Origin of the sequence: Marinobacter sp. EhC06, assembly GCF_001650915.1 — a bacterium.
Taxonomy (GTDB): Bacteria; Pseudomonadota; Gammaproteobacteria; order Pseudomonadales; family Oleiphilaceae; genus Marinobacter.
Map to the genome: position 1 here is coordinate 93,302 of NZ_LXYO01000034.1, position 21,085 is coordinate 114,386.

Annotated in this window: 21 protein-coding genes; 15 read left to right on the forward strand and 6 right to left on the reverse strand. The window is 57.0% G+C overall.

Features of this window, described 5'->3' with window-relative positions; genetic code table 11:
• Positions 1-150 precede the first annotated feature (150 nt).
• Complete coding sequence (gene recQ / locus A8B84_RS17335; protein WP_064230406.1) at positions 151-2,019, forward strand: DNA helicase RecQ; 1,869 nt, start codon at positions 151-153, stop codon at positions 2,017-2,019.
• A gap of 3 nt (positions 2,020-2,022) precedes the next feature.
• On the opposite strand, the gene A8B84_RS17340 is transcribed toward recQ, so the two are convergent.
• A complete protein-coding gene (locus A8B84_RS17340; RefSeq protein ID WP_064230407.1) occupies positions 2,023-2,577 on the reverse strand; it encodes a PaaI family thioesterase in 555 nt (184 codons plus the stop codon).
• Between the two features lie 188 nt (positions 2,578-2,765).
• On the opposite strand from A8B84_RS17340, the gene A8B84_RS17345 reads away from it, so the two are divergent.
• Positions 2,766-3,719, forward strand: a complete 954-nt coding sequence (locus tag A8B84_RS17345; RefSeq protein WP_082905215.1) for a hypothetical protein — start codon at positions 2,766-2,768, stop codon at positions 3,717-3,719.
• Between the two features lie 9 nt (positions 3,720-3,728).
• Here A8B84_RS17345 and A8B84_RS17350 read toward each other — a convergent pair whose 3' ends face one another.
• Positions 3,729-5,615: a methyl-accepting chemotaxis protein gene (locus A8B84_RS17350; protein ID WP_064230408.1), complete on the reverse strand. Its 1,887-nt coding sequence runs from the start codon at positions 5,613-5,615 to the stop codon at positions 3,729-3,731.
• A gap of 149 nt (positions 5,616-5,764) precedes the next feature.
• Between A8B84_RS17350 and A8B84_RS17355 the strand changes: the two genes are divergently transcribed.
• The 4 genes from A8B84_RS17355 to selD all read left to right on the forward strand — a co-directional run bounded on the left by A8B84_RS17355 (position 5,765) and on the right by selD (position 10,842).
• Positions 5,765-7,285 carry a bifunctional GNAT family N-acetyltransferase/carbon-nitrogen hydrolase family protein gene (locus tag A8B84_RS17355; protein WP_064230409.1) on the forward strand — a complete coding sequence of 507 codons (1,521 nt, stop codon included), beginning with the start codon at positions 5,765-5,767 and terminating at the stop codon, positions 7,283-7,285.
• 172 nt (positions 7,286-7,457) lie between these two features.
• Positions 7,458-7,856, forward strand: coding sequence for a hypothetical protein (locus tag A8B84_RS17360; protein WP_064230410.1), 399 nt, complete (start codon positions 7,458-7,460; stop codon positions 7,854-7,856).
• Positions 7,857-7,897: 41 nt separating this feature from the next.
• The gene (locus A8B84_RS17365) at positions 7,898-8,566 is read left to right on the forward strand and encodes a helix-hairpin-helix domain-containing protein (RefSeq protein ID WP_064230411.1); all 669 of its coding nucleotides are present in this window, start codon (positions 7,898-7,900) and stop codon (positions 8,564-8,566) included.
• Positions 8,566-10,842 carry a selenide, water dikinase SelD gene (gene selD, locus A8B84_RS17370; RefSeq protein WP_064230412.1) on the forward strand — a complete coding sequence of 759 codons (2,277 nt, stop codon included), beginning with the start codon at positions 8,566-8,568 and terminating at the stop codon, positions 10,840-10,842. Before A8B84_RS17365 ends, selD begins: the two co-directional genes overlap by 1 nt.
• On the opposite strand, the gene senB is transcribed toward selD, so the two are convergent.
• A complete protein-coding gene (gene senB, locus A8B84_RS17375) occupies positions 10,839-11,813 on the reverse strand; it encodes a selenoneine biosynthesis selenosugar synthase SenB (protein ID WP_264753900.1) in 975 nt (324 codons plus the stop codon). The genes selD and senB overlap by 4 nt on opposite strands.
• 189 nt (positions 11,814-12,002) lie before the next feature.
• Here senB and A8B84_RS17380 point away from each other — a divergent pair, with 189 nt between their 5' ends.
• From A8B84_RS17380 to A8B84_RS17395, 4 genes are all read left to right on the forward strand, one after another.
• A complete protein-coding gene (locus A8B84_RS17380; protein ID WP_201257909.1) occupies positions 12,003-12,878 on the forward strand; it encodes a putative selenate ABC transporter substrate-binding protein in 876 nt (291 codons plus the stop codon).
• Positions 12,878-13,528 carry a phosphonate ABC transporter ATP-binding protein gene (locus A8B84_RS17385; protein WP_064230414.1) on the forward strand — a complete coding sequence of 217 codons (651 nt, stop codon included), beginning with the start codon at positions 12,878-12,880 and terminating at the stop codon, positions 13,526-13,528. Before A8B84_RS17380 ends, A8B84_RS17385 begins: the two co-directional genes overlap by 1 nt.
• 15 nt (positions 13,529-13,543) lie before the next feature.
• Complete coding sequence (locus A8B84_RS17390; RefSeq protein ID WP_064230415.1) at positions 13,544-15,010, forward strand: PhnE/PtxC family ABC transporter permease; 1,467 nt, start codon at positions 13,544-13,546, stop codon at positions 15,008-15,010.
• A gap of 138 nt (positions 15,011-15,148) precedes the next feature.
• Positions 15,149-15,760, forward strand: a complete 612-nt coding sequence (locus A8B84_RS17395) for a hypothetical protein (RefSeq protein WP_064230416.1) — start codon at positions 15,149-15,151, stop codon at positions 15,758-15,760.
• On the opposite strand, the gene A8B84_RS17400 is transcribed toward A8B84_RS17395, so the two are convergent.
• Positions 15,753-16,064, reverse strand: a complete 312-nt coding sequence (locus A8B84_RS17400) for a hypothetical protein (protein ID WP_064230417.1) — start codon at positions 16,062-16,064, stop codon at positions 15,753-15,755. The two genes, A8B84_RS17395 and A8B84_RS17400, sit on opposite strands and share 8 nt — an antisense overlap.
• 84 nt (positions 16,065-16,148) lie before the next feature.
• A complete protein-coding gene (locus tag A8B84_RS17405; RefSeq protein WP_201257910.1) occupies positions 16,149-16,661 on the reverse strand; it encodes a hypothetical protein in 513 nt (170 codons plus the stop codon).
• A gap of 102 nt (positions 16,662-16,763) precedes the next feature.
• Here A8B84_RS17405 and A8B84_RS17410 point away from each other — a divergent pair, with 102 nt between their 5' ends.
• The 3 genes from A8B84_RS17410 to A8B84_RS17420 are packed head-to-tail and all read left to right on the forward strand — an operon-like array spanning position 16,764 to position 18,986.
• The gene (locus tag A8B84_RS17410) at positions 16,764-17,684 is read left to right on the forward strand and encodes an ABC transporter ATP-binding protein (RefSeq protein ID WP_064230418.1); all 921 of its coding nucleotides are present in this window, start codon (positions 16,764-16,766) and stop codon (positions 17,682-17,684) included.
• Between the two features lie 25 nt (positions 17,685-17,709).
• Complete coding sequence (locus A8B84_RS17415; RefSeq protein WP_064230419.1) at positions 17,710-18,471, forward strand: ABC transporter permease; 762 nt, start codon at positions 17,710-17,712, stop codon at positions 18,469-18,471.
• 26 nt (positions 18,472-18,497) lie between these two features.
• Positions 18,498-18,986: a DUF192 domain-containing protein gene (locus A8B84_RS17420; RefSeq protein WP_064230420.1), complete on the forward strand. Its 489-nt coding sequence runs from the start codon at positions 18,498-18,500 to the stop codon at positions 18,984-18,986.
• Between the two features lie 25 nt (positions 18,987-19,011).
• Here the strand turns inward: A8B84_RS17420 and A8B84_RS17425 are convergent, their stop codons facing one another.
• Positions 19,012-19,803, reverse strand: coding sequence for an enoyl-CoA hydratase (locus tag A8B84_RS17425; protein WP_064230421.1), 792 nt, complete (start codon positions 19,801-19,803; stop codon positions 19,012-19,014).
• Between the two features lie 187 nt (positions 19,804-19,990).
• Between A8B84_RS17425 and A8B84_RS21680 the strand changes: the two genes are divergently transcribed.
• Both A8B84_RS21680 and A8B84_RS17430 read left to right on the forward strand, forming a co-directional pair.
• Positions 19,991-20,134, forward strand: a complete 144-nt coding sequence (locus A8B84_RS21680) for a hypothetical protein (protein WP_162841257.1) — start codon at positions 19,991-19,993, stop codon at positions 20,132-20,134.
• Between the two features lie 38 nt (positions 20,135-20,172).
• On the forward strand, positions 20,173-21,051 hold the full coding sequence (locus A8B84_RS17430; RefSeq protein WP_064230422.1) for a DMT family transporter: 879 nt from the start codon (positions 20,173-20,175) through the stop codon (positions 21,049-21,051).
• The last annotated feature ends 34 nt before the right edge of the window (positions 21,052-21,085 follow it).

Consider the following 21,085-nt stretch of genomic DNA (forward strand, 5'->3'; position numbering starts at 1 on the left):
GTAGCGTTTCTTCCACTACTTTGCCTCCATCCGACACATGGGTTTGCTGGCCAATCCTCAGGGTTAATCTGGTATCATTGCCAACCGCGCCGAACCCGGCATTTCACCCGTCTCAATACAGCGGCTCCAGGCCGATGAACCGGTTACTCTATGTATTTTGATCAGGACTTCGAACAGCTTTCCACCGAGCGCCCCACCACCTCGGGACGTGATCCGGAACAGGTGCTGCACGAAGTCTTCGGATACGAATCGTTCCGGCCGCTGCAGGTTGACATCATCCGGGAGGTATCGGAAGGGCGCGACGCCCTGGTGCTCATGCCTACGGGCGGGGGTAAATCCCTCTGTTATCAAGTGCCGGCACTGGTGCGCTCAGGCACGGCGATTGTGATTTCGCCGCTGATCGCCCTGATGCAGGATCAGGTTGCGGCACTTAAAGAGCTCGGTGTGCGGGCTGCGTTCCTCAACTCCACCATGGATTTCGAGCAGGCCCGGGCCACCGAGTATGCACTGATGACCGGTGAGCTGGACCTGCTGTACTGCGCGCCGGAAAGGCTGATACAGCCACGTACCATTCAACTTCTTCATGACGCCTCGATCTCGCTGTTCGCCATCGACGAGGCCCACTGTGTGTCCCAGTGGGGCCATGACTTCCGATCCGATTACCTCCAGCTCAGCATGCTGGCCGAGCAGTTTCCCGGCATCCCCCGCATCGCGCTGACGGCAACCGCCGACGAGCGTACCCGAAAGGAGATTGCCGAACGGCTGTCACTGACCGAGGCAAGGCACTTTGTCAGTGGCTTTGATCGCCCGAACATTCAATATCGAATCGCACCAAAAATAAACGCAAACAAACAGTTACTCGACTTCATTAAAGCCGAACATGAGGGCGATTGCGGCATTGTCTACTGCCTTTCCCGCAACAAGGTGGACGCTACCGCGAAAACCCTGGCCCAGAAAGGCTATACCGCTCTGCCCTATCACGCCGGCCTGTCCTCGGAACAGCGCGCCCATCATCAGGAGCGCTTCCTGCGTGAAGACGGCGTGATTATTGTCGCCACCATCGCCTTCGGCATGGGTATCGATAAACCCGACGTGCGCTTTGTGGCTCATCTGGATCTGCCCAAGAGCCTTGAAGCCTACTACCAGGAAACCGGCCGGGCCGGACGGGATGGCAAGCCCTCGACTGCCTGGATGGTCTATGGCCTGCAGGATGTGATCAAACTTCGGCAAATGCTGGAGAGCTCCCAGGGCAACGACCACTTCAAGCGGGTGGAGCGCCAGAAGCTCGACGCCATGCTGGGGCTTTGCGAGGTCACCAGTTGCCGTCGTCAGGTATTGCTGCGTTATTTCGGGGACGAGCTTGAGCAACCCTGCGGCAACTGCGATACCTGCCTGAATCCGCCGGAAACCTGGGATGGAACCGTGGCCGTCCAGAAGGCCCTGTCCTGCGTGTTCCGCACTGGCCAGCGTTTTGGCGTAACCTACCTGATTGATGTGCTCAGGGGCTCGGAAAACGAACGGATTCTGCAATCCGGCCATCATCAGGTTTCCACCTACGGCATTGGCACAGAGCTCAGTGCCAACGAATGGAAATCCGTCTTCCGCCAACTGGTGGCCAATGGCTATCTGCGGGCCGATCCGGAGGGTTACGGGGCACTCCAGCTAACAGAGCAATGCCGTCCCCTATTAAAAGGTCGGCAGGCCATCGAGCTGCGCAAGGATCCGGTGATCAAGAAAACGGCAGGCCGAGCTTCCGGCGGCCGGTCCAGCAGTCCGGTGAAGGACCAGATTACCGACCAGGCAGGCTGGGAAGCCTTGAGGGCCTGCCGGAAGGAATTGGCCGACAAACAGGGCGTGCCGCCTTACGTCATTTTCCATGACACTACCCTGTTTGGAATGCTTGAACGCAAGCCCCGCACCCTGGACGAGTTGGCGGAAGTCAGCGGCGTGGGTGCCGCCAAGCTCGAGAAATATGGCGAGATCTTCCTCCAGACCATTGCCGGCCTGGACCAGTCGTAATGGTCAGGCCTCTGCTTTAAAGCCCTTCTTGCGCACCCGGTAATGGGCGATGGAGGTCGCCACATGGTTGCCTTCCTGGTCCACCAGCTTTCCTTCCAGGGTAAATTTGGCCCGGCCGGTTTCGTCGGCGTCTGCAAGAATGCCTGCCACGGTTTCTGGCGGCAGCGTGAACTCCACGGTGACATCGCTGTTAGCCGGCTGCAGGAACTGCAGAGTCATTTCCTTGAGGATTGGCGTGTAGGCAGGGCCAAGGTCAAACAGCGTCAGCACACCACCCGGGATTTCGGCCACCAGGAAATAGGCACCGGCATACAGGCTGCCGAAGTGGTTCTTGTTGCCTTTCAGCCGAATTTTCGCCCGCACATAGCCCGGTCTCACCTCTTCAACACTGAAGTTATTCCTCGGTGCAAAAGGGATGGACAGGCCAACGATCTTGTTCACCGCCGCGTAACCGCCGGTTTTCTTCAGCCAGGCCAACGGGCTGCTCAAGGTAGCCTTGGGATCCGCACTTGCCACCCACTGCCCCGTAGCGCCGATAAGGTTGTCGATAATTGCCATTATCCTGCTCCGTTTTTTGGTCGAAGCCGATGATTACAATGGTCTCCCCAAGCCGCAAGAATCTTTTACAATTTTTTTGGAGATTGTCCGATTTATTTTTGAGTTTTTGTTCTAGAGTGAGAGGTGCCCGTGTGAATCACGATTGCCAATAAGGCCAGCGTTTCCAGGATTAAGAAAGGATCTCTGATTTGGAATGTTATCTGCCCGCTTTCATGAACAGCTCCCCTCTTCGGAAACTGGTGCTTCGCCTCTCGGTTCTGAGCCTCTGCCTCTTTTCAGCGCCCCTGCCCGCAGCGGCGCCAGTCGCAATTGATCCGCAAGCCAACGGTCGAGATTATGTCCTCTGGTACCGGAATTATGACAGCCCGGCTATCCGCGCACTCGTTGAGCTGGCATTGAAGAAGACCCCGGAGTATGGCGACTTCCGGGTTATCCGGAGTGAAGAACTGAGCCAGGGCCGTGCGCTTCGCGAACTGACAGATGGCCAATCCCGTCTTGTTGATATAGCCAATGTAGCGACGTCGGCCGAGCGGGAGGAGTTCCTGACCGCAATTCCCTTCCCGGTTGATGGCGGCCTTCTGGGTTTTCGGGTCTGCGTGGTTTTGCCTGAATCCTTACCGAAGTTCGCAGGTATTAAGAATCTGGATGACCTTCGAGCCAGTCAGATCTGGATCGGCCAGGGCTCACACTGGCCGGACACGCCGGTGTTGGAGGCAAATGGTATTCCGGTAGTTACCCACTCCCGATACGAGATACTTTTCGGGATGCTGCGGAACAAACGCTTTGATTGTTTTGCCCGGGGCGTGAGTGAGGTACTTTACGACCTGGAAATGGAGCAGGATCCGAACCTGGTGATCGAACCCAATCTGTTGATTGCTTACCCCATGCCTTCCTATCTTTTCGTCGGCCCCCACGATCAGGAGACCGCCCATCGTCTGCAACTGGGCATTGAACGAGCCATATATGACGGAAGTTTCAGCGACTTCCTGAGGGCCTACTACGCCCGAGCCGTCAGGGATCTCAACCTCGACACCCGCACGGTGATCGCTCTGGAAAATCCGTTTCTGAGCGAGGAATCGCGGTACGTCGGGCGCAGTACACTGGAAAACCTGCGCCGGCGCCTCGACCTACTCAGTCGCTAGACTTGCCCACTACACCCGGAACCGGGATACGTTCTGGTTCAAGGCCTTGCCAATGCTTTCGATCTGGCCGCTGTAGACGTCATTTTCCGTCGCGGCGGCGGCTGCCTCCTGGCCCTGATCCGCAATTCGGGTAATCGACGAGTTCAGCTCTTCTGTCACGGACGTCTGCTCTTCCGAGGCTGTGGCAATCTGCGAAGTCATCTGGCTGATGGAGGTAATGGCCTCGGCAATACGATTGAGGGCTTCCATGGCGTCCTGTGCTTTCTCCATGCTGACATTGGAAACGGCCGTGGAGGCTTGCATCACATCAACAGCATCACTGGCGCCCTTCTGCAAGCGTTCGATCATATTGTTGATTTCTTCTGTGCTGGACTGAGTGCGCTGAGCCAGGTTGCGCACCTCATCTGCAACAACTGCAAAACCACGCCCGGCCTCACCGGCCCTTGCCGCTTCGATGGCTGCGTTGAGCGCCAGCAGGTTGGTCTGTTCTGCGATGCCCTGGATTACCTCAAGCACGGTGGTAATGGAGGCAACATCTTTACCGAGGGTGTCGATAACCTCGGCGGCAGCGTTGACCTCCTTCGAGAGTTTCTGGACGGCGTCCCGGGAGGCGGCAACGGTCTCCAGCGACGCGCGGCTGTCTCCGTCGGCATTATTGGCTGCATCTGCGGTTTGCTGGGCGTTCTGGGCGATTTCATTTGCAGCGGCGGACATTTCGTTGATGGCGGTGGCCACCATGTCGATCTCTGCCTGCTGGCTCTCTACGCTTGAGCGACTGGTGCTGGCGGTGTCTCTCAGGGAGCTGACGTTCTGGCCCAGTTCGGCGCTGCCCTGCTGAACATCCCGAACCACGTTCTGTATGTTCTCAACAAACTGGTTGAAGCTTCTGGCCAACTCGCCAAACTCATCCTTTGCACTATCGTCCAGGCGTCGGGTCAGATCTGCATCGCCGCTACCGATGTCGGCCATGGCCTTGTTCAGCCGGCGAACGGGGGCCATCAGCACCTTGATGCCCAGGTGCAGTATCACCAGTGACACAATAAGGCCAATGACCGCCATGATCAGCCCGGTCATCCGGGCACTTTGAACCGGGGCGTTTATTTTGTCGGCATTCACAAACGTGCCCAGGTACCATTCCACGCCGCGAGCTTCACTGATGGGATGAAAACTGGCCTCCCAGTTCCCTTCCTCATTGCTGTATTCGTGGGCGGATCCGCCGAAATCCGGTTTGCCTCCAATCAATTCACTGATGTTCTTGCCGACAAGGGTCTGCCGGGGATGGAACAGCACGGTACCCCGTTCGTTGATCAGGGCTGCGTAACCGGTATCCGCAAGGGTCACGGTAGACAGGGTTTTTGCGATGGCGCCCAGGCCGATATCTGCACCGGCCACGCCTTCGTATTCACCACGCTTAACTGGCGCCAGCGTGGAGATGATCATATCGTTGGTGCTGGCGTCCTGGTACGGCTCGGTAAATGATGCGCTCCCAAGGCTCATGGCCTTCTTGTACCAGGGGCGTTCGCGGGGATCGTAATCGGACGGCAGCGTTGCATTGGCTTCCGGCGACTTCATAAGCATGTAGCCATCTGTGCGGCCGACATAGACATCCCGGAACCCGCCGCCAGTAGTTATGGCTTGCAGCACTACCCTGGCTTCCTCATCATTCCCGGCACTTTCCAGGGCTTTGGCGGTTGCTTCGGTCATCACCAGCCGGGTATTGAGCCACTCGGCAATGCTTGAGGTGCTTTGCTGCACGGTATCGTCGATCAGCGCGTCTACATAGGTTTTGGTGGTGTTCTGCAGCCGTAAATCGCCGGAGAGCGTGAAAGCCCCCATAACCAACAGCAACAGAATACCGAAAGCAGTCAGGAGCTTTTGCCCGAATGTCAGCTGCACAGTTCAATCCTCTGCAATGGAAATTGATATTCGTTAATTTGTCTTTCGGCCTGCGATGCGAAGTCTTTAGCGGCTTCTGTTAAACTTTTACAGTATTGACGCAAATGCTGAGCTTGTCCTCACTCCAAAACGAACGGGAGCCGAACTGAATGGCCCATGAAGAACTGCACCTCAACCTCCGGAACCTGAAGCTTGAAGACTACGAACAGCTTCAGAAGCTCATGGATCGCGTTTACGACGACATCGGAGGCGCCTGGCCCAAGGAAACCATCAAAGCATTGGTGGAGCAGTTCCCTGACGGCCAGATCTGTATTGAGGAAAGCGGACAGCTTATTGCCGTTGCACTGACGGTCTGTGTGAAGTACGAGCGCTTCAGTAACCCGCACACCTACGATGATCTCATCCTCCGGAACGAGAAGATCTGGCATAACGCCAATGGCGACTCCCTCTACGGACTGGATGTCTTCATCCACCCCGACTACCGGGGCTATCGACTGGGGCGTCGACTGTACGAGGCGCGGAAAGAACTCTGTCGCTCCATGAACCTGCGTGCCATTCTCGCGGGCGGGCGTATCCCGAGCTACTTCAAATACGCCGAGCAGTATTCTCCAGAGGAGTACATTCAGCGCGTCGACCGCAAGGAAATCTACGATCCGATCCTGAGCTTCCAGCTTTCGAACGATTTTCAGGTCACCCGGCTGATGCACAAGTACCTGCCAGAGGATGAGAAATCCCAGGGCTACGCAACGTTGCTGGAATGGCGGAACATTCTTTACACCCCGCCCTCCCCGGTACTGAGCGTAAAGAAAACGCTGGTACGGCTTGGCGCTGTGCAATGGCAGATGCGTGAATTTACCTCTGTTGAAGAAGTGCTCGAGCAGGTGGAGTACTTCGTGGATGCGCTATCAGACTACAAGAGCGACTTTGCGATCTTCCCGGAGTTTTTCAACGCGCCACTGATGGGCCTGACCGACCAGATGGACCAGACCCGGGCCATCCGTTTCCTGGCCGGGTTTACCCAGCAGTTCCGGGAAGAGATGTCTGAAATGGCGGTCAGTTACAACATCAACATCATCACCGGCTCCATGCCGCTGATCGAGAACGACCGGGTTTATAACGTGTCTTACCTCTGCCACCGGGATGGCCGCGTGGATGAGCAGCGCAAGATTCACATTACACCCCACGAGCGTCGGGACTGGGTTATTGAAGGCGGCAACCAGTTTGAGGTCTTCGACACCGATGCCGGCCGGGTTGCCATCATGATCTGTTATGACATTGAATTTCCCGAGCTGGGGCGTATTGCCGCCAGCCAGGAAGTCGATATCATCATGGTGCCCTTCTGGACAGACACCAAGAACGGCTACCTTCGGGTTCGCCAGTGTGCCCAGGCCCGGGCAATCGAAAATGAATGTTATGTCGTAATCACCGGCAGTGTCGGCAACCTGCCGAAAGTCGAGAACCTGGACGTCCAGTACGCCCAGTCGTCCGTATTCTCGCCGTCCGATTTCGCCTTCCCCCACGATGCGGTGATGGCCGAAACAACGCCGAATACGGAGATGATCATGTTCTCCGATATGGACCTGGAGAAGTTGAAGCTGGTACGCAACGAGGGGTCTGTCACCAACCTGAAAGATCGCCGCGTTGATATGTACGAGCTGAAGACAAAGTAAACTGGCCTGATTGGCCGTAAAAGATTGTTAAAAAACTGCGTTAGCGGTCGAACGTATGGCACTGATGGCGTTGCAAAACCAAAGTTCAGTGTCTATTGTTTAATCAATATCCAGCCTGTCTCCCGATGAGACAGGTTGCTGTGGATACGGAAATCACCAGAGAACCTGATTCATGAACGAAGCATTGCCGGATCTTGTCGCCCGATTTCGAATCAGACAGGGCCTTTTCCGAAAGGAACTTGTCGAGGCCGCCCTGTACGAACTGGACGGCTATGGGTGTGTGATGAAAACCGACAAAGTGTTCAACCCCGGTGATACCGTGGTGCTGGACCTCGTTATGGATATGCCGTTTGACGAGATCCGGGCGGAAGGCCTTTCCGGCCTGGTGACAGAGCGCAGAAAGCACTGCAGTAATTTCTTCTATTCCATTGATTTTGTGGAACTTGACTCCAACGGGGGCTCCTCTTTGGCGGAAAAGCTCCGCAGAATCCGGGAAGTGGTATCCAAAAAGCAATCACTCAAATCACGTCGTTCCCCAGGCTCCATTTCCGGTTTCCGGCAAATGGCCTGATCCTGATTTTTCGTTGAAACCTGCCCGTAAGGAGACATTCCATGGCGAAGAAAGCCAAACAGAACGTTGATAAGATCGTTAAAAAGGTCAACAAGGAGTTCGAAAAGACCTCCGCCCAGATCGAAGGCCTGGTGAACGATGCGCTGAAGCAGTTCGACAGCCTGCAGAATCAGGTCCAGGAACCGGTGCGCAAATTGCTCAAGGAAATTGACGAACTTCGCGACCGGGAGATGAAGCGTTTCCACGAAGAGTTTGAACGTCGCCTTGAGGAATTCCACGAACTGCAGAGCAGCATTCTTGAGCGCCTGGGTGTGGCCTCCAAGGAGGCGGGGCAGGAAGTGAAGAAGCTCACCGATGAAGTGAGCAAGGAAGCCAGCACAGCCGCCAAGAAATCTGCTCCGAAGAAAACCACCAAAACGGCCTCTAAAGCAAAAGCGTCTGCCAGCAAGCCTGCTGCTAAAAAGCCAGCGGCGAAGAAGCCTGCCGCCAGGAAAGCGCCGGCTGCCAAAGCTGCCAAGCCGGTGGATAAGAGCGACCTGACACTGGTCAAAGGCATTGGCCCTGCCACTGCCAAGAAGATGAAGGATGCCGGCATCACTTCCATCGACCAGATCGCCAACCCGTCTGCGGAAGACCAGGAAAAACTCAAGGCCTTCTCAAACGTCAAGGGATACAGCCAGTTTACAGCTGAAGCCAAGAAAATCAGCTAATGCGAACGCCTGACCAGCCTGTATTACGGGACATTGTCCTGATTGGCGGCGGGCACAGCCACGTCGGGGTACTGAAACGGTTCGCCATGAACCCGGTTCCCGGCGTGCGCCTGACTCTCATCTGCCGCGACACCCACACCCCCTATTCCGGCATGTTGCCCGGCTACGTGGCCGGCCATTACAGCTACGATGATGTGCACATTGATCTGAGCCGCCTGGCCGAATACGCAGGCGCCCGGTTTTATCGTGCCGAAGCCATGGGTATCGACCGTAAACGGAAGCGGGTTATCTGCCGTGGTCGTCCGGATGTGCCCTACGACATTCTTTCCATCAACATTGGCTCGTCTCCCCGGGTTAATGAAGTGGAAGGCGCCTCGGACCACGCGGTGCCGGTAAAACCCATAACCGGTTTCAATAACCGTTGGCTTGCCCTGCTCTCCCGTATTGAAAACCACGACGGCCCCCTTACGGTTGCTGTGGTCGGGGCTGGCGCTGGTGGGGTGGAACTCACCCTGGCAATGCAATTCCGCCTGAAGAATGAACTGAAGCAGCGGGGCAAAGATCCCGGTCAGCTTCACTTCCACCTCTTTGACGCCGCAGACGAAATTCTTCCCACCCATAACCCGAAGGTTCGCGAGGTTTTTCGCAGGACATTGTCGGAACGCGGTGTGAAGGTTCACCTGGGGTCTCCGGTGAGCAAGGTTCAGGAAGGGTTACTGGTCACCGAATCCGGTGAAACCCTGCAAACCGACGAAGTGCTCTGGGTGACCCGGGCCGGTGGTCCGGAATGGTTGAAAGACACAGGCCTCGCGCTGGATGACGGGCTGTTCCTGCGGGTACGCGATACCTTGCAGGTGGAGAACGACGACAGCATTTTTGCTGCCGGCGACATCGCCAATGTGCTTAACCACCCCCGTGAAAAAGCGGGCGTGTTCGCTGTAAGGCAAGGTCCCCCACTGGCCGACAACCTCAAGCGTCTGGCGACCGGAAAAGATCCGAAGGATTTCTACCCCCAGAAAAAATGGCTGGCGTTGATCAGCACGGGCGATAAATACGCGGTCGCCTCCCGGGGCGACATGCAGTTTGATGGCGCCTGGGTCTGGCGCTGGAAGGACTGGATTGATCGCCGGTTCATGAAGAAATTCACTGATCTGCCTCCGATGGAGGAAGAATCCAAACTGCCGGATACCGCTGCGGCCCAGAATGCCGAAGAAGCTTCCCAGGCAATCTCTGCGGTTGCGATGCGTTGTGGTGGTTGTGGCGCCAAGGTGGGCAGCACGGTTCTTTCACGCGCCCTGGGAGAGCTCAAACCCATCGAGCGTGATGATATCCTGATCGGCCTTCATGCCCCGGACGATGCCGCTGTGTTGAGAGTACCGCCGGGCAAAGCCGTTGTTCACACCGTGGACTTTTTCCGTGCATTCATTGACGACCCTTATATCTTTGGCAAGGTGGCGGCCAATCACAGCCTGGGTGATGTGTTTGCCATGGGTGCCGAGGCGCAGAGTGCCACGGCCGTTGCCACCGTGCCTTACGGCATTGAATCCAAGGTTGAGGACGTGGTCTACCAGATGATGTCCGGTGCTGTGGAAGTGCTGAACGAAGCCGGGTGTGCACTTGTTGGCGGGCATACCGGCGAGGGTAAGGAACTGGCTCTGGGCTTTGCTGTGAACGGCCTGATCGACCCGGAAGATGTCATGAGCAAGGGTGGGCTGAAAGCCGGAGACGTTCTGATCCTTACCAAGCCCATCGGCACCGGCACCCTCTTCGCCGCCCACGCCAAGTTGGCTGCAAAGGGCCGATGGATCGATTCTGCGCTGGCCTCAATGGTTCAGTCCAACAAGGCGGCGGCGGACTGTCTCCGGAAATTCGGCTCCAAAGCCTGTACAGACGTTACCGGCTTCGGCCTGCTCGGGCACCTGGTTGAAATGACCAAACCCTCGGGCGTCGATGCCGAGCTGGATCTCTCGGCCATCCCCATCCTTCCTGGCGCCGAGGAGACTGCCGCAGCGGGCATTCTGAGTTCCCTGCAACCGGCAAACATCCGTTTGCGCCGGGGTATCCGGGATCAGGAAAAGTGGGTTAACCATCCACGGTACCCGCTGATCTTCGACCCGCAAACGGCGGGAGGACTTCTCGCCAGCGTTGCGGCAGACAAGGCCGAGGAATGTGTTCGGGAGCTGAAGTCTTTGGGCTATCCGCATACAGCCATCATCGGCCGCATCACCGCCCAGGATGATTCCGGGCCCATCGAGCCCATTTCCCTCAGGGATTAATGTCTCTTTGAGCAGCGCTGCATCGCAAGCTGCAGCGCCTGCTCCAGGGATGCCTGCTCCTTTTCTGGCAGAAAACGCCCGGCCAACTTGCCAACCTGTTTTTTGAGGATATCGAGAAACACTGGATCGGTCTCTGCGCGATGAAGCAGATTGGCCAGATCCTGTTCGTCTCCAACGGGGAAATATCCGGCATAGTCCCGGCCCAACAAACCAACATTTCCCGGGATATCGGATGCCAGTATCGGCAAGCCAACCCGGCAGGCCTCGGATACCACGTTCGCGCCGCCCTCCATTACCGAGCTGATCACCATCACCTGACTGTTCGCCATCAACTGTCGGGTGTTGGCTTTGTCCAACTCCCCGAGCCAATGGAAACGCGGATTCTCAGCCATCTCAGCTTCCGCTTTGTGTTGCCACTCTTCGCTGTGAGCTTTGCCGGCGCAAAAAATCCCGATCTGCGAGTCTGCCGGAAGCAATCGCGCGGCATAGGCCGCCCGGAGCGAATCTTTTTCGTCCCGCAGATGGCCAATCACACATGCGCCGAACGTGCCGCTATTGCCTTCGGCCCGTGGCGCGGGAAAGGACTCAGGACCCTCCGCCGATTGGTATAGGGTAACCAGCTTGTCGGCCAAGTCGGCAGGTATGTCTTCGGCTACGAGATCGTGCAGGCCGATAAGGGTATCGGCCACGTCCATGGAATAGAGGGTGTCTTCTGGGTACTCGTGTTGGTGGTGATAGATATCCGTGCCGGTCAGCGCCACGATCAGGGGCTTTTCGGGCCAGGTTTCACGAAACCGACGTATGGCATCAACGCTGCGCCAGGCGTGCAGGGCTATAAGGGCATCACAGGCTTCACCGTGATATTGGGTAACAACCTCGACAGCGTGACCTGCGTTTTCCAGCAGGGCTTTCCAGCGCTCTGCCGTTGCCCGGTTTCCTGCTCTCGAACCCGGCTGTGCCGGCGTGATCATTATGAGTTGCATAGTGTCTGGTCAGACCCAGGTTACTGAAAAATGGAGCGTTCGGTCCTGAGCCGTTTAAACCCGCAAACCGTATAGCTGTTCAGAGTTAACGTAAATCAAGGTATCCTGCAAGGCAGCGAGAAGCGTTGACTTCCCTCGTATTGCAACCCACACAGTCTGGCAAAGTAAGGAACTCCAATGGCCCTTAATCTTATACGGAAATTGATGTTTTCCAGCCTTTTTTGTTTCACCGCGGCAACAGCATCGGCTGAAACCTTCGTATTTACCGCCATCCCCGATGAAGACGAAACCAAGCTGGTCGAGCGATTCAAAGGTGTGGCTGACTATCTCTCCCAGGAGCTGGATGTGGAAGTGCGCTACATCCCGGTTAAATCCTATGCCGCAGCAGTCTCCGCATTCCGTAACAACCAGGTGCAACTGGCCTGGTTTGGCGGGCTGTCTGGTGTACAGGCACGTCGACTGGTGCCTGGCTCCGAAGCCATTGCCCAGGGCGTGGAAGACGAAGCGTTCCAGACTTACTTTATTGCCAATACCAGCACCGGAATCGAAAACGCCGAAGAGCTCTCCGCTCTTGAAGAGGAGCTAAAAGGCAAAACCTTCACCTTTGGATCGAAAGGTTCTACCTCCGGGCGCCTGATGCCCGAGTTTTACATCCGTGACGTGTTTGGTGCCCAGCCAGAGGAGTTTTTCTCCCGCGTAGGGTTCAGCGGCAACCACACACGTACCTTGCGCCTTGTTGAAGCCGGCACCTATCAGGTTGGCGCCCTGAACTTCCAGGTCTGGGAAAAAGAACTGGCCGACGGCAACATCGACACCGACGCCGTTCAGGTAATCTGGGAAACCCCGCCCTACCCGGACTACCAGTGGACCATCCGCGGTGACGTCAACGAGCGTTTCGGCGATGGCTTCAAAGAGCGTGTTACCGAAGCCCTGCTGAATCTGGACGACCAGGCGTTGCTGGAAAGCTTCCCACGTTCCGGTTTCATTCCCGCATCGAACGACGATTACGAGCCCATTCGCAAAACAGCGGAAGAGATTGGAATCCTGGACTGATGTCAGGGTTCGATCTTTCAGGCCTGACGGCCTCCTTTGGCGGCGAGCGGGTTATCGGCCCGCTCTCGCTGACGGTTAAACAGGGCGAACAGGTCGCCCTGGTAGGCAAAAGCGGAGCGGGTAAATCCACACTGATCCGATTGATCCACGAGCGGGTAAACCGGGAGTCGTCTCTGGTGCCCCAGGATCTCGGGTTAGTGAACGCTCTGCCGGTGTTCCATAACGTCTTCATGGGCCAACTGGATAAACACACTACCTGGTACAACACGCTCACCCTGATCCGCCCGTTCTCAAGAAACCGTGACGAGGTGCGTGAGTTGCTCAGGGCTTTGGGCATGGCAGAAAAGCTTTGGTTGCCCACGGCCTCACTCTCCGGCGGCCAGCGCCAGCGTGTTGCCATTGCCCGTGCCTTGTATCGTAACGCCCCGGTGCTTCTGGCGGATGAGCCCATCTCCGCCCTGGATGGCCCTATGGCGCATCTGGTGATGGAGTTGTTAAAAGAACGGTTCCAGACCAGTGTCATTGCGCTGCACGATGTTGAGATGGCGCTGAAGTACTGCAGCCGTATTGTCGGCATTCAGGACGGCCAGGTGGCTCTGGATGAATCCAGTAAACGCCTGACCGCCACCGATATTACGTCGCTGTACTAGGGAAACGGCCTCGCCATGCTCTCTTCCCCAACGGTCCGCACCAGTCTCATCTTTGTTGCCGTCGCACTGATTAGCTTGCTGTTCGCGGACATTGCCATAACCGCTTCCAATCCCTGGCGAGATCTCGGAAATTTCTTCCTTGGGGTTTTAACGCCAAATTTCTTCAGCAGCGAAGGACTAATGACCGCCCTGCTGAGAACGGTTGCCTTTGCGTTTGTGGGCGTGGCACTGGGAAGCGTGTGCGGCTTCTTGTTGTCACTGGTCTACCGGTTTCTGCCGGTGCGAATTTTCTGTGCCTTTATACGGGCCATTCACGAGCTTTTCTGGGCCCTGATCTTTCTCCAGTTTTTCGGTTTTCACCCGTTGACCGGCGTACTGGCAATCGCCATCCCCTATTCCGGGATTTTTGCCAAGGTGTATTCCGAAATCCTGGATGAAGCCGACCCGGAACCGGGGCGGTTATTGCCTCCGGGCACTGGCACCATTGCCGCGTTTCTCTATACCCGAATTCCCGACTGCTGGGTGCAGCTTCGCACCTATACGGCCTATCGCCTCGAGTGCGGCCTCCGCTCAAGCGCCATTCTTGGGTTCGTCGGGCTGCCGACCCTGGGCTTCTACCTCGAATCCTCGTTTTCACAGGGTCTCTATTCCGACGCGGGCGCCATGCTCATTCTGTTTTACGTACTGATCGCTACCATGCCGTTGTGGGTGAAGCCGAAAATCCTGCCCGTCTATATTCTGGGGGCGCCCTTCTTTCTCGGTGAGGGTTTGCCCATTGTCTGGGGCAACGTGGAGCGTTTCTTCACGGAAGACATTGTCCCCAGCCCTCTCCGCGACGGTGAGGGCCTTGCCGGGCTGATCCCCTGGTTCAACGATTTGATGATCAACGAGGCGATGCCCGGTATCTGGAACACCGTGATACTCACCCAGATTGCGCTTGTGGCCACGGGTATACTCACTTTGCTCGCCTTCCCTCTGATCTCAAACCATTTCGGTGGCCCGGTTCGGCGTACTTCTGGTCATGTATTCCTGGTGATTGCACGGTCCACGCCGGAATACATCCTCGCCTACATTCTGCTTCAGCTCTGGGGCCCGTCGATGCTACCCGCGGTGGTGGCGCTTGCCCTCCACAATGGCGGAATCATCGGCCACCTGATTGGCCGCCAGACCAATGGCATCCGCCTGCGGCCAGACGCGCCAACCGGCTTTAACCGTTACAGCTGGGAACTGGTGCCCAGGGTTTACCGTTCGTTCCTGGCGTTCCTTTTTTATCGTTGGGAGATCATCATGCGGGAGACCGCGATTCTGGGCATTCTCGGGATCTACACATTGGGCTTCTACGTCGACAGCGCAATCCAGAACATCCGTTTTGATCGTGCCATGGTGCTGATACTGATCACGGCCCTGCTGAACATCGGCATTGATGCCCTCGGCCGTTACATCCGTCGCAAACTAGCCCTGCAGACCATGCCCACCTGCTAGCCACAATCGCTGCGATCCCCGTCACAGTTCCGTCATTTCAGTCAATCCGAGGCCAGTTAATGGCGACGGGTTAGCGGTATTTGCCGGATACATTCCGTTACACTCTGATCACCTGTTGCAACATTCAGAGTTCTGGTGATGATGGTTAACGGATTGATTCTCTTAATTCAGGTGGGGCTGCTGGCCCTGCTTGTCCTGCTGGCTATAAGGATGATTACACTGGTGCGCTCGGAGCCCCTGGCAGCGGGCCATCAAAAAATCTGGTCCGGCAAAGACACAATCGAGGCGAATCACTCCGAACTTCCCGCAAACACTTCCGAGTGGCCCGTTGCGGTGCGAAAACCGGTAGTCGATGCTGCCCCGGATCGTGCCGAACTCATTACCCGGCTGCATATCCTGGCAGGCCTTCAAGAGAGGGATTGCCGCGGTAACGGCCTGGAACTGGCAACCGCGCCAGAAGCAGTCAAGGCTTATGCCGCTGCCTGGCTCTATGGCGCCGGATGTGCCCTCAGTTATAAAAGCACCCGGCACTCTGCAGCGCTGGTCGGGATCGTTGCCCAGATTGCCAGTCGAAAAACCGGGATTCGTCAGCCGGAGGCTGTTCAGGCGATAACGACATTGACGGCTAGCACGGTTTACCTGGCCTGTTTCAGGGCGGGATTGGAAGGCGCGGAATTCTGGCGGTATAACCATTACGTACCGCCAACATCGAGTCTCTACGAAGCCATTACCGCTAACGCGTTTATTTAGCAGCCCGACTTGGGGCGGTTTCAAGCACCCAGTCGGTGCCCAGCGCCACAGGTTCGGCATGATCCTGTTCGTCTGCACGGGTGCCGGTAATCTCGGGCCGGCTGAACCCGCCATCATCGGTATTGGCCATGCTGTCCACATCTACCGAACGAACCACGTAGGTCGCGCCGCCAGACAACACTTTCGCCCGGTGAGTCAATCCGAACACAAACCGGCAGTAATCCAGCTTGAGCTGAATCAGGTCCTGCTCGGCTTTGCGGATTTTTCTCAGCAGTACCTTCTGAACGCTATCTCCGTAATCCATCACGTTGTCCCTGGTAGTGGCGGTATGGTGATTTTACACAATCCCGGCCCGTTGTCAGCCGACGGGCCGCCAGTTCCAATTGGCTCAGTGCGGTTCGGCCTGAAAAACCAGCTTTACCGGGATGCCTTCGAAGGGCTTTTGGCCCTGCTGAAGGTCAATACGCCACGTCATAGTGGCATCTACGGTACAGAAGGGTGCGGTAAAGCGTGCGGCGTATTCGTTTCCTGCCTGGTTGCCCAGCGGTACCGGGTACTCGCCCATATACATGGACTCTCCCCGGAGAACGGCAAGAAAACGTTCGGGATGCTCTGGGGTAACAACCGTGAGGCGGTATTCCGTGCCCTGGGTGCCCTCGCCCACTTCGCTGAGGCTAACTTCCCAATCACCCGAACTATCCGACCACCGGCATGGGCCTGCTTGCAGCAAATCACACCGGGCCTTGGCGGCACGCTCATCTGAAAGCCCGGTATCCTGGTTTTTATCATCGTCCCCAAGCATGCCCGGGCCGAAAGCAGCCACGGCAATAAGCCCCAGAATCAATCCTGCCAAAGCAATAGCGCGTAACATAACGGCACCCCGAACAAACCTGCCGGGCATTATGGAGTTTTCTCCCGCCAAGGCAAAGGTTTCTAAACTGGCGCCAGTCATGAGAAAATACCGCGCCTTCAATTCGACCCATTTTGACCACAGGACACGCCCGTGCAGCCGGATATCTCCGTTAAGCACCTGAGCAAGGTATATGGTGACGGTTTTCAGGCCCTGAAGAACATCAACCTGGACATCCGTCGTGGCGAAATCTTCGCCCTGCTCGGCCCCAATGGCGCCGGCAAGACCACGCTCATCAGCATCATCTGCGGCATTGTGAATCTCTCCTCGGGCGAGGTAAAAGCCGCCGGCTATGACATTGTCAAAGATTACCGCAAAGCCCGCGAGACCATCGGCCTGGTGCCCCAGGAACTGAACACCGATTCGTTCGAAACCGTCTGGGATGCCGTTTCCTTTAGCCGCGGCCTGTTTGGCAAGCCGCCAAAGCCCTCCCATATCGAAAAGGTGCTGAAGGATCTTTCCCTCTGGGAAAAGCGCAACAACCGCATCATGTCCCTGTCCGGAGGCATGAAACGCCGGGTAATGATTGCCAAGGCGCTATCCCACGAACCGCAGATCCTGTTCCTGGATGAGCCAACCGCGGGTGTGGATGTGGAGCTGCGGCGGGACATGTGGGAGATGGTCCGCAAACTCCGGGAAAGTGGCGTTACCATCATCCTCACTACCCATTACATTGAAGAAGCCGAGGAAATGGCCGACCGGATCGGGGTAATCCGGCAGGGTGAAATCATCCTGGTGGAGGACAAGACCCAGTTGATGACCAAACTGGGCAAAAAGGAGCTGCGCCTCCACCTTGCGCAAAAGCTCGATAAGGTGCCGGGCGAACTCACCCTGGAACCGGTGGAGCTGTCCGAGGATGGTTACGAGCTGATCTACACCTTCGATTCCCAGCAGGAACAGGCCGGCGTTGCCAGGCTGCTTCGCACACTCGGGGATCTGGGTATCGAATACCGGGATCTGCAAACCCGGGAAAGCTCCCTTGAAGAGATTTTTGTCGGCCTGGTGCACGAGTGAGCCCGCCGGCCCAACGGAGAAAGGCATGAACCTTTACGGTATCCGCGCAATTTATAAATTCGAAATGGCCCGAATGCGCCGCACAGTGATGCAGAGTGTACTCTCGCCGGTGATTTCCACCTGCCTGTATTTCGTCGTCTTCGGCTCCGCCATCGGCTCGCGTATGGGTGATATCGACAACATCGCCTACGGTGCCTACATCATCCCGGGGCTGGTGATGCTGTCCCTGCTGATGCAGAGCATTTCCAACGCCTCGTTTGGCATCTACATGCCCAAGTTCTCGGGCACCATCTACGAAGTGCTCTCGGCCCCGGTGTCCTACGTTGAAGTGGTTCTGGGCTACGTTGGCGCCGCAGCCACCAAATCCGTGATCCTCGGGCTGATCATCCTGGCCACGGCGAAGTTCTTTGTGGATTACGACGTGCTGCACCCGTTCTGGATGTTCTCCTTCCTGGTGCTGACCTCCATCACCTTCAGCCTGTTCGGCTTCATCATCGGGATCTGGGCGGATGGGTTCGAGAAACTCCAGATCGTCCCGATGATGATCATCACACCCCTGGTGTTCCTTGGCGGCACTTTCTACTCCATCGATATGCTGCCGGATGTGTGGCAGACCGTAAGTCTGTTCAACCCGGTGGTCTATCTGATCAGCGGCTTCCGCTGGGCGTTCTACGGTGTTTCAGACGTTCATGTCGGCATCAGCGTAGGCATGACCCTGGTCTTTCTCACCGCGTGCATGGTCGGCATCTGGTGGATCTTCAAAACCGGCTACCGGTTGCGCTCGTGAAAGCCGCATCGGGAATTTTTCGAGGGTTGAAAGTCTGGTTTGTACTGGCGGTCAGTGCTCTGATTTACGGGTGCTCTTCAGGCATCGCCGCGCCACAGGAAGGCCTGCCGGTTATCGAGGCCTGCTTTGTGTCCGCGGCGGGCACAGTGCCGGTAAAACTGGAAGTGGCCAGTAGCTCCGAACAGCGCCAGAAGGGATTGATGGGCCGCACTTCTCTGGCGACTGACGCAGGAATGCTGTTTGAATACAGTGAGCCAAGGCAAGCCAGCCACGGCTTCTGGATGTACAAGACCCTGATTCCCCTGGACATCGCCTACCTGAACCGCGAGGGCGTCATCGGCAGTATCCGCCACATGGTGCCCTGCGCATCGGCCAGCGGTTCCGGCTGCCCTACCTACCCCGCCGGCGTGCCCTTTATCCAGGCCGTAGAGATGAACGCCGGCTTTTTCCAGGATCATGGCATCAGGCGTGGCGACCGGCTGAACCTGGGAAAGGACAACTGCCCGGCGCGATAGGCCGGGCGGATTCCTGCAAGCGAGCCTAGCTGTCTTTCCACTCCGGCTTGCGCTTCTCCAGAAACGCGCAGATACCTTCCTGGGCATCGTTGGCCATCATGTTGTCGGCCATCACCCTGGAGGTGTACTCGTAGGCATCTTCCAGCGGCATTTCCAGCTGCCGGTAGAAGGCCTCTTTGCCAATTTTCAGGGTGTGCCCGGACTTGTCGGCAATGGTGCGGGCCAGCTTGTAGACCATCTCGTCCAGGTGCTGCTCGTCGACTATCTGATTCACCAGCCCGATCCGTTCCGCCTTCACGGCACCAATCATTTCACCGGTCAGCAGCATTTCCATGGCGTGCTTGCGCGAGACATTGCGAGACAGTGCCACCATCGGCGTGGAACAGAATAGCCCGATGTTCACCCCTGGCGTGGCAAACCTTGCGGTGTCTGCCGCTACAGCCAGGTCGCAGCTGGCCACCAGCTGGCAGCCCGCCGCGGTGGCAACACCGGCTACCCGGGCAATCACCGGCCGGGGCAGATTGACGATCTGCTGCATCACCTTGCTGCACTGGTTAAACAGTGCCAGCTGAAACTCATGGCTATCAAACTGCTCCCGCACTTCCCGAAGGTCGTGGCCGGCGCAGAACACATTGCCATGGGCCGCGAGAACCACAACCCGGGTTTCGGTATCGGAGGCGATGGTTTCAAGCTCTTCAGACAGGGCCTCCAGCATGGCCATGGACAGGCTGTTTTTCTTCTCCGGCTGGTTCAGCGTGAGCGTGGTAATGCCATTTTCGCTGTACTTGTGAACCAGATCTGCGGTTTGTTCAGTCATGAGGACACTCCATTTTTGACGTTGCTGCACCAGGCAACCTGCAAACTTACCCAGAGTATTGCTGACTGCGTCTATACTGTCGAAGCGACTTTTGTAGGATGCTCAGTTTTCTGGGCCTTGAGGTTGTTATAGCCCCCTGCCGCCCATAGGCTGTTGGTATAAGCCAAAACGCAGAGAGGAAGAACGCATGTCGAAATCGATAATCCTCAAAGCCATCTTTGCCATCGCAGTTATTGGCGGAGCAATCTTCATTATCATCAAAGACGAACCTGCAACACCAACCGGCGACATCAACAGCATCCAGCCGCTGCCAGAGCAGGACAACCCGTAAGCTAGACCACAAACCACTGCGGAACAGGCGAACCCACATTGCAGACAACCCGAATCAAAGGACTGACCATCGCCGCCCTCGGCGTGCTTTTTATCGTCCCGGATGCGCTGCTTGTGAAAATCACTTCCGTGGACCCGGTGGTGTTCCTGTTCTGGCGGGGCTTATTGCTGGCCATCAGTTTCTTTGTTATCAGCTGGGCCCGCTACCGTTCCCGGCTGGTGCCTGAAATCCGAAAATGCGGCCGTAAAGGCCTGTTCTGCGCCAGTGCCTTTGCCATCAGCACCCTCGGCTTCGTGGTGGGCATGAAGAACACGGCTGCGGGCAACGTGCTGGTGATCCTCAACACCGCGCCGGTGATCGCGGCGGTCATCGCCTGGGCGGTGTGGAAGGAAACCCTGCCCCTGCGAACTTGGGTAGTCATCCTGGTGTGCGTTACTGGTGCCACCTTCATGGCCGTGGGCGAGTTTGGCAAGGGTGACCCGCTGGGGCTGCTGATGGCAGTGGTCGCCGCCACGGCCCTGGCCTCCAACCTCAACGTGGCCCGATCCAAACCCGACAGCGATATGAGCGTGATGCTCATGTTCGGTGCTTTGGTGCTGGCAATCGTGGCCGCTGTATTTGGCGGAGCCCAGATGCCATCGGGCCGGGACTTCTTTTTTATCGCCCTGCTCTGCCTGGTATTCCTGCCAACCGCCTGCATTCTGATCCAGATTGGTCCGCGCTATATTCCGGCGGCGGAAGTCAGCCTGATGCTGCTACTGGAGACCCTGCTCGGGTCCTTCCTGGTGTGGCTGTTCCTTGGCGAGGTGCCGCCAAAACTGAGCCTGGTGGGCGGTGTCATCGTGTTCTCCGCCCTGGCGGTGCACGGCTGGACGGAAGTCAGCCGATACCGAAAGGCGCGGCTGGCAGTTGATTAACCCGGTTCCCGCGCGCGAAGATACGCGCTGATCA

Excerpts from the sequence above, each read along its gene's own strand:
- A8B84_RS17355 (WP_064230409.1), top strand. The coding sequence starts at position 5,765 with ATGGCCCATGAAGAACTGCACCTCAACCTCCGGAACCTGAAGCTTGAA.
- A8B84_RS17385 (WP_064230414.1), top strand. The coding sequence starts at position 12,878 with ATGTCAGGGTTCGATCTTTCAGGCCTGACGGCCTCCTTTGGCGGCGAG.
- A8B84_RS21680 (WP_162841257.1), top strand. The coding sequence starts at position 19,991 with ATGTCGAAATCGATAATCCTCAAAGCCATCTTTGCCATCGCAGTTATT.
- A8B84_RS17390 (WP_064230415.1), top strand. The coding sequence starts at position 13,544 with ATGCTCTCTTCCCCAACGGTCCGCACCAGTCTCATCTTTGTTGCCGTC.
- A8B84_RS17380 (WP_201257909.1), top strand. The coding sequence starts at position 12,003 with ATGGCCCTTAATCTTATACGGAAATTGATGTTTTCCAGCCTTTTTTGT.
- selD (WP_064230412.1), top strand. The coding sequence starts at position 8,566 with ATGCGAACGCCTGACCAGCCTGTATTACGGGACATTGTCCTGATTGGC.
- recQ (WP_064230406.1), top strand. The coding sequence starts at position 151 with ATGTATTTTGATCAGGACTTCGAACAGCTTTCCACCGAGCGCCCCACC.
- A8B84_RS17400 (WP_064230417.1), bottom strand. The coding sequence starts at position 16,064 with ATGGATTACGGAGATAGCGTTCAGAAGGTACTGCTGAGAAAAATCCGC.
- A8B84_RS17395 (WP_064230416.1), top strand. The coding sequence starts at position 15,149 with ATGATGGTTAACGGATTGATTCTCTTAATTCAGGTGGGGCTGCTGGCC.
- A8B84_RS17425 (WP_064230421.1), bottom strand. The coding sequence starts at position 19,803 with ATGACTGAACAAACCGCAGATCTGGTTCACAAGTACAGCGAAAATGGC.
- senB (WP_264753900.1), bottom strand. The coding sequence starts at position 11,813 with ATGATCACGCCGGCACAGCCGGGTTCGAGAGCAGGAAACCGGGCAACG.
- A8B84_RS17340 (WP_064230407.1), bottom strand. The coding sequence starts at position 2,577 with ATGGCAATTATCGACAACCTTATCGGCGCTACGGGGCAGTGGGTGGCA.
- A8B84_RS17405 (WP_201257910.1), bottom strand. The coding sequence starts at position 16,661 with ATGCCCGGCAGGTTTGTTCGGGGTGCCGTTATGTTACGCGCTATTGCT.
- A8B84_RS17415 (WP_064230419.1), top strand. The coding sequence starts at position 17,710 with ATGAACCTTTACGGTATCCGCGCAATTTATAAATTCGAAATGGCCCGA.
- A8B84_RS17365 (WP_064230411.1), top strand. The coding sequence starts at position 7,898 with ATGGCGAAGAAAGCCAAACAGAACGTTGATAAGATCGTTAAAAAGGTC.
- A8B84_RS17360 (WP_064230410.1), top strand. The coding sequence starts at position 7,458 with ATGAACGAAGCATTGCCGGATCTTGTCGCCCGATTTCGAATCAGACAG.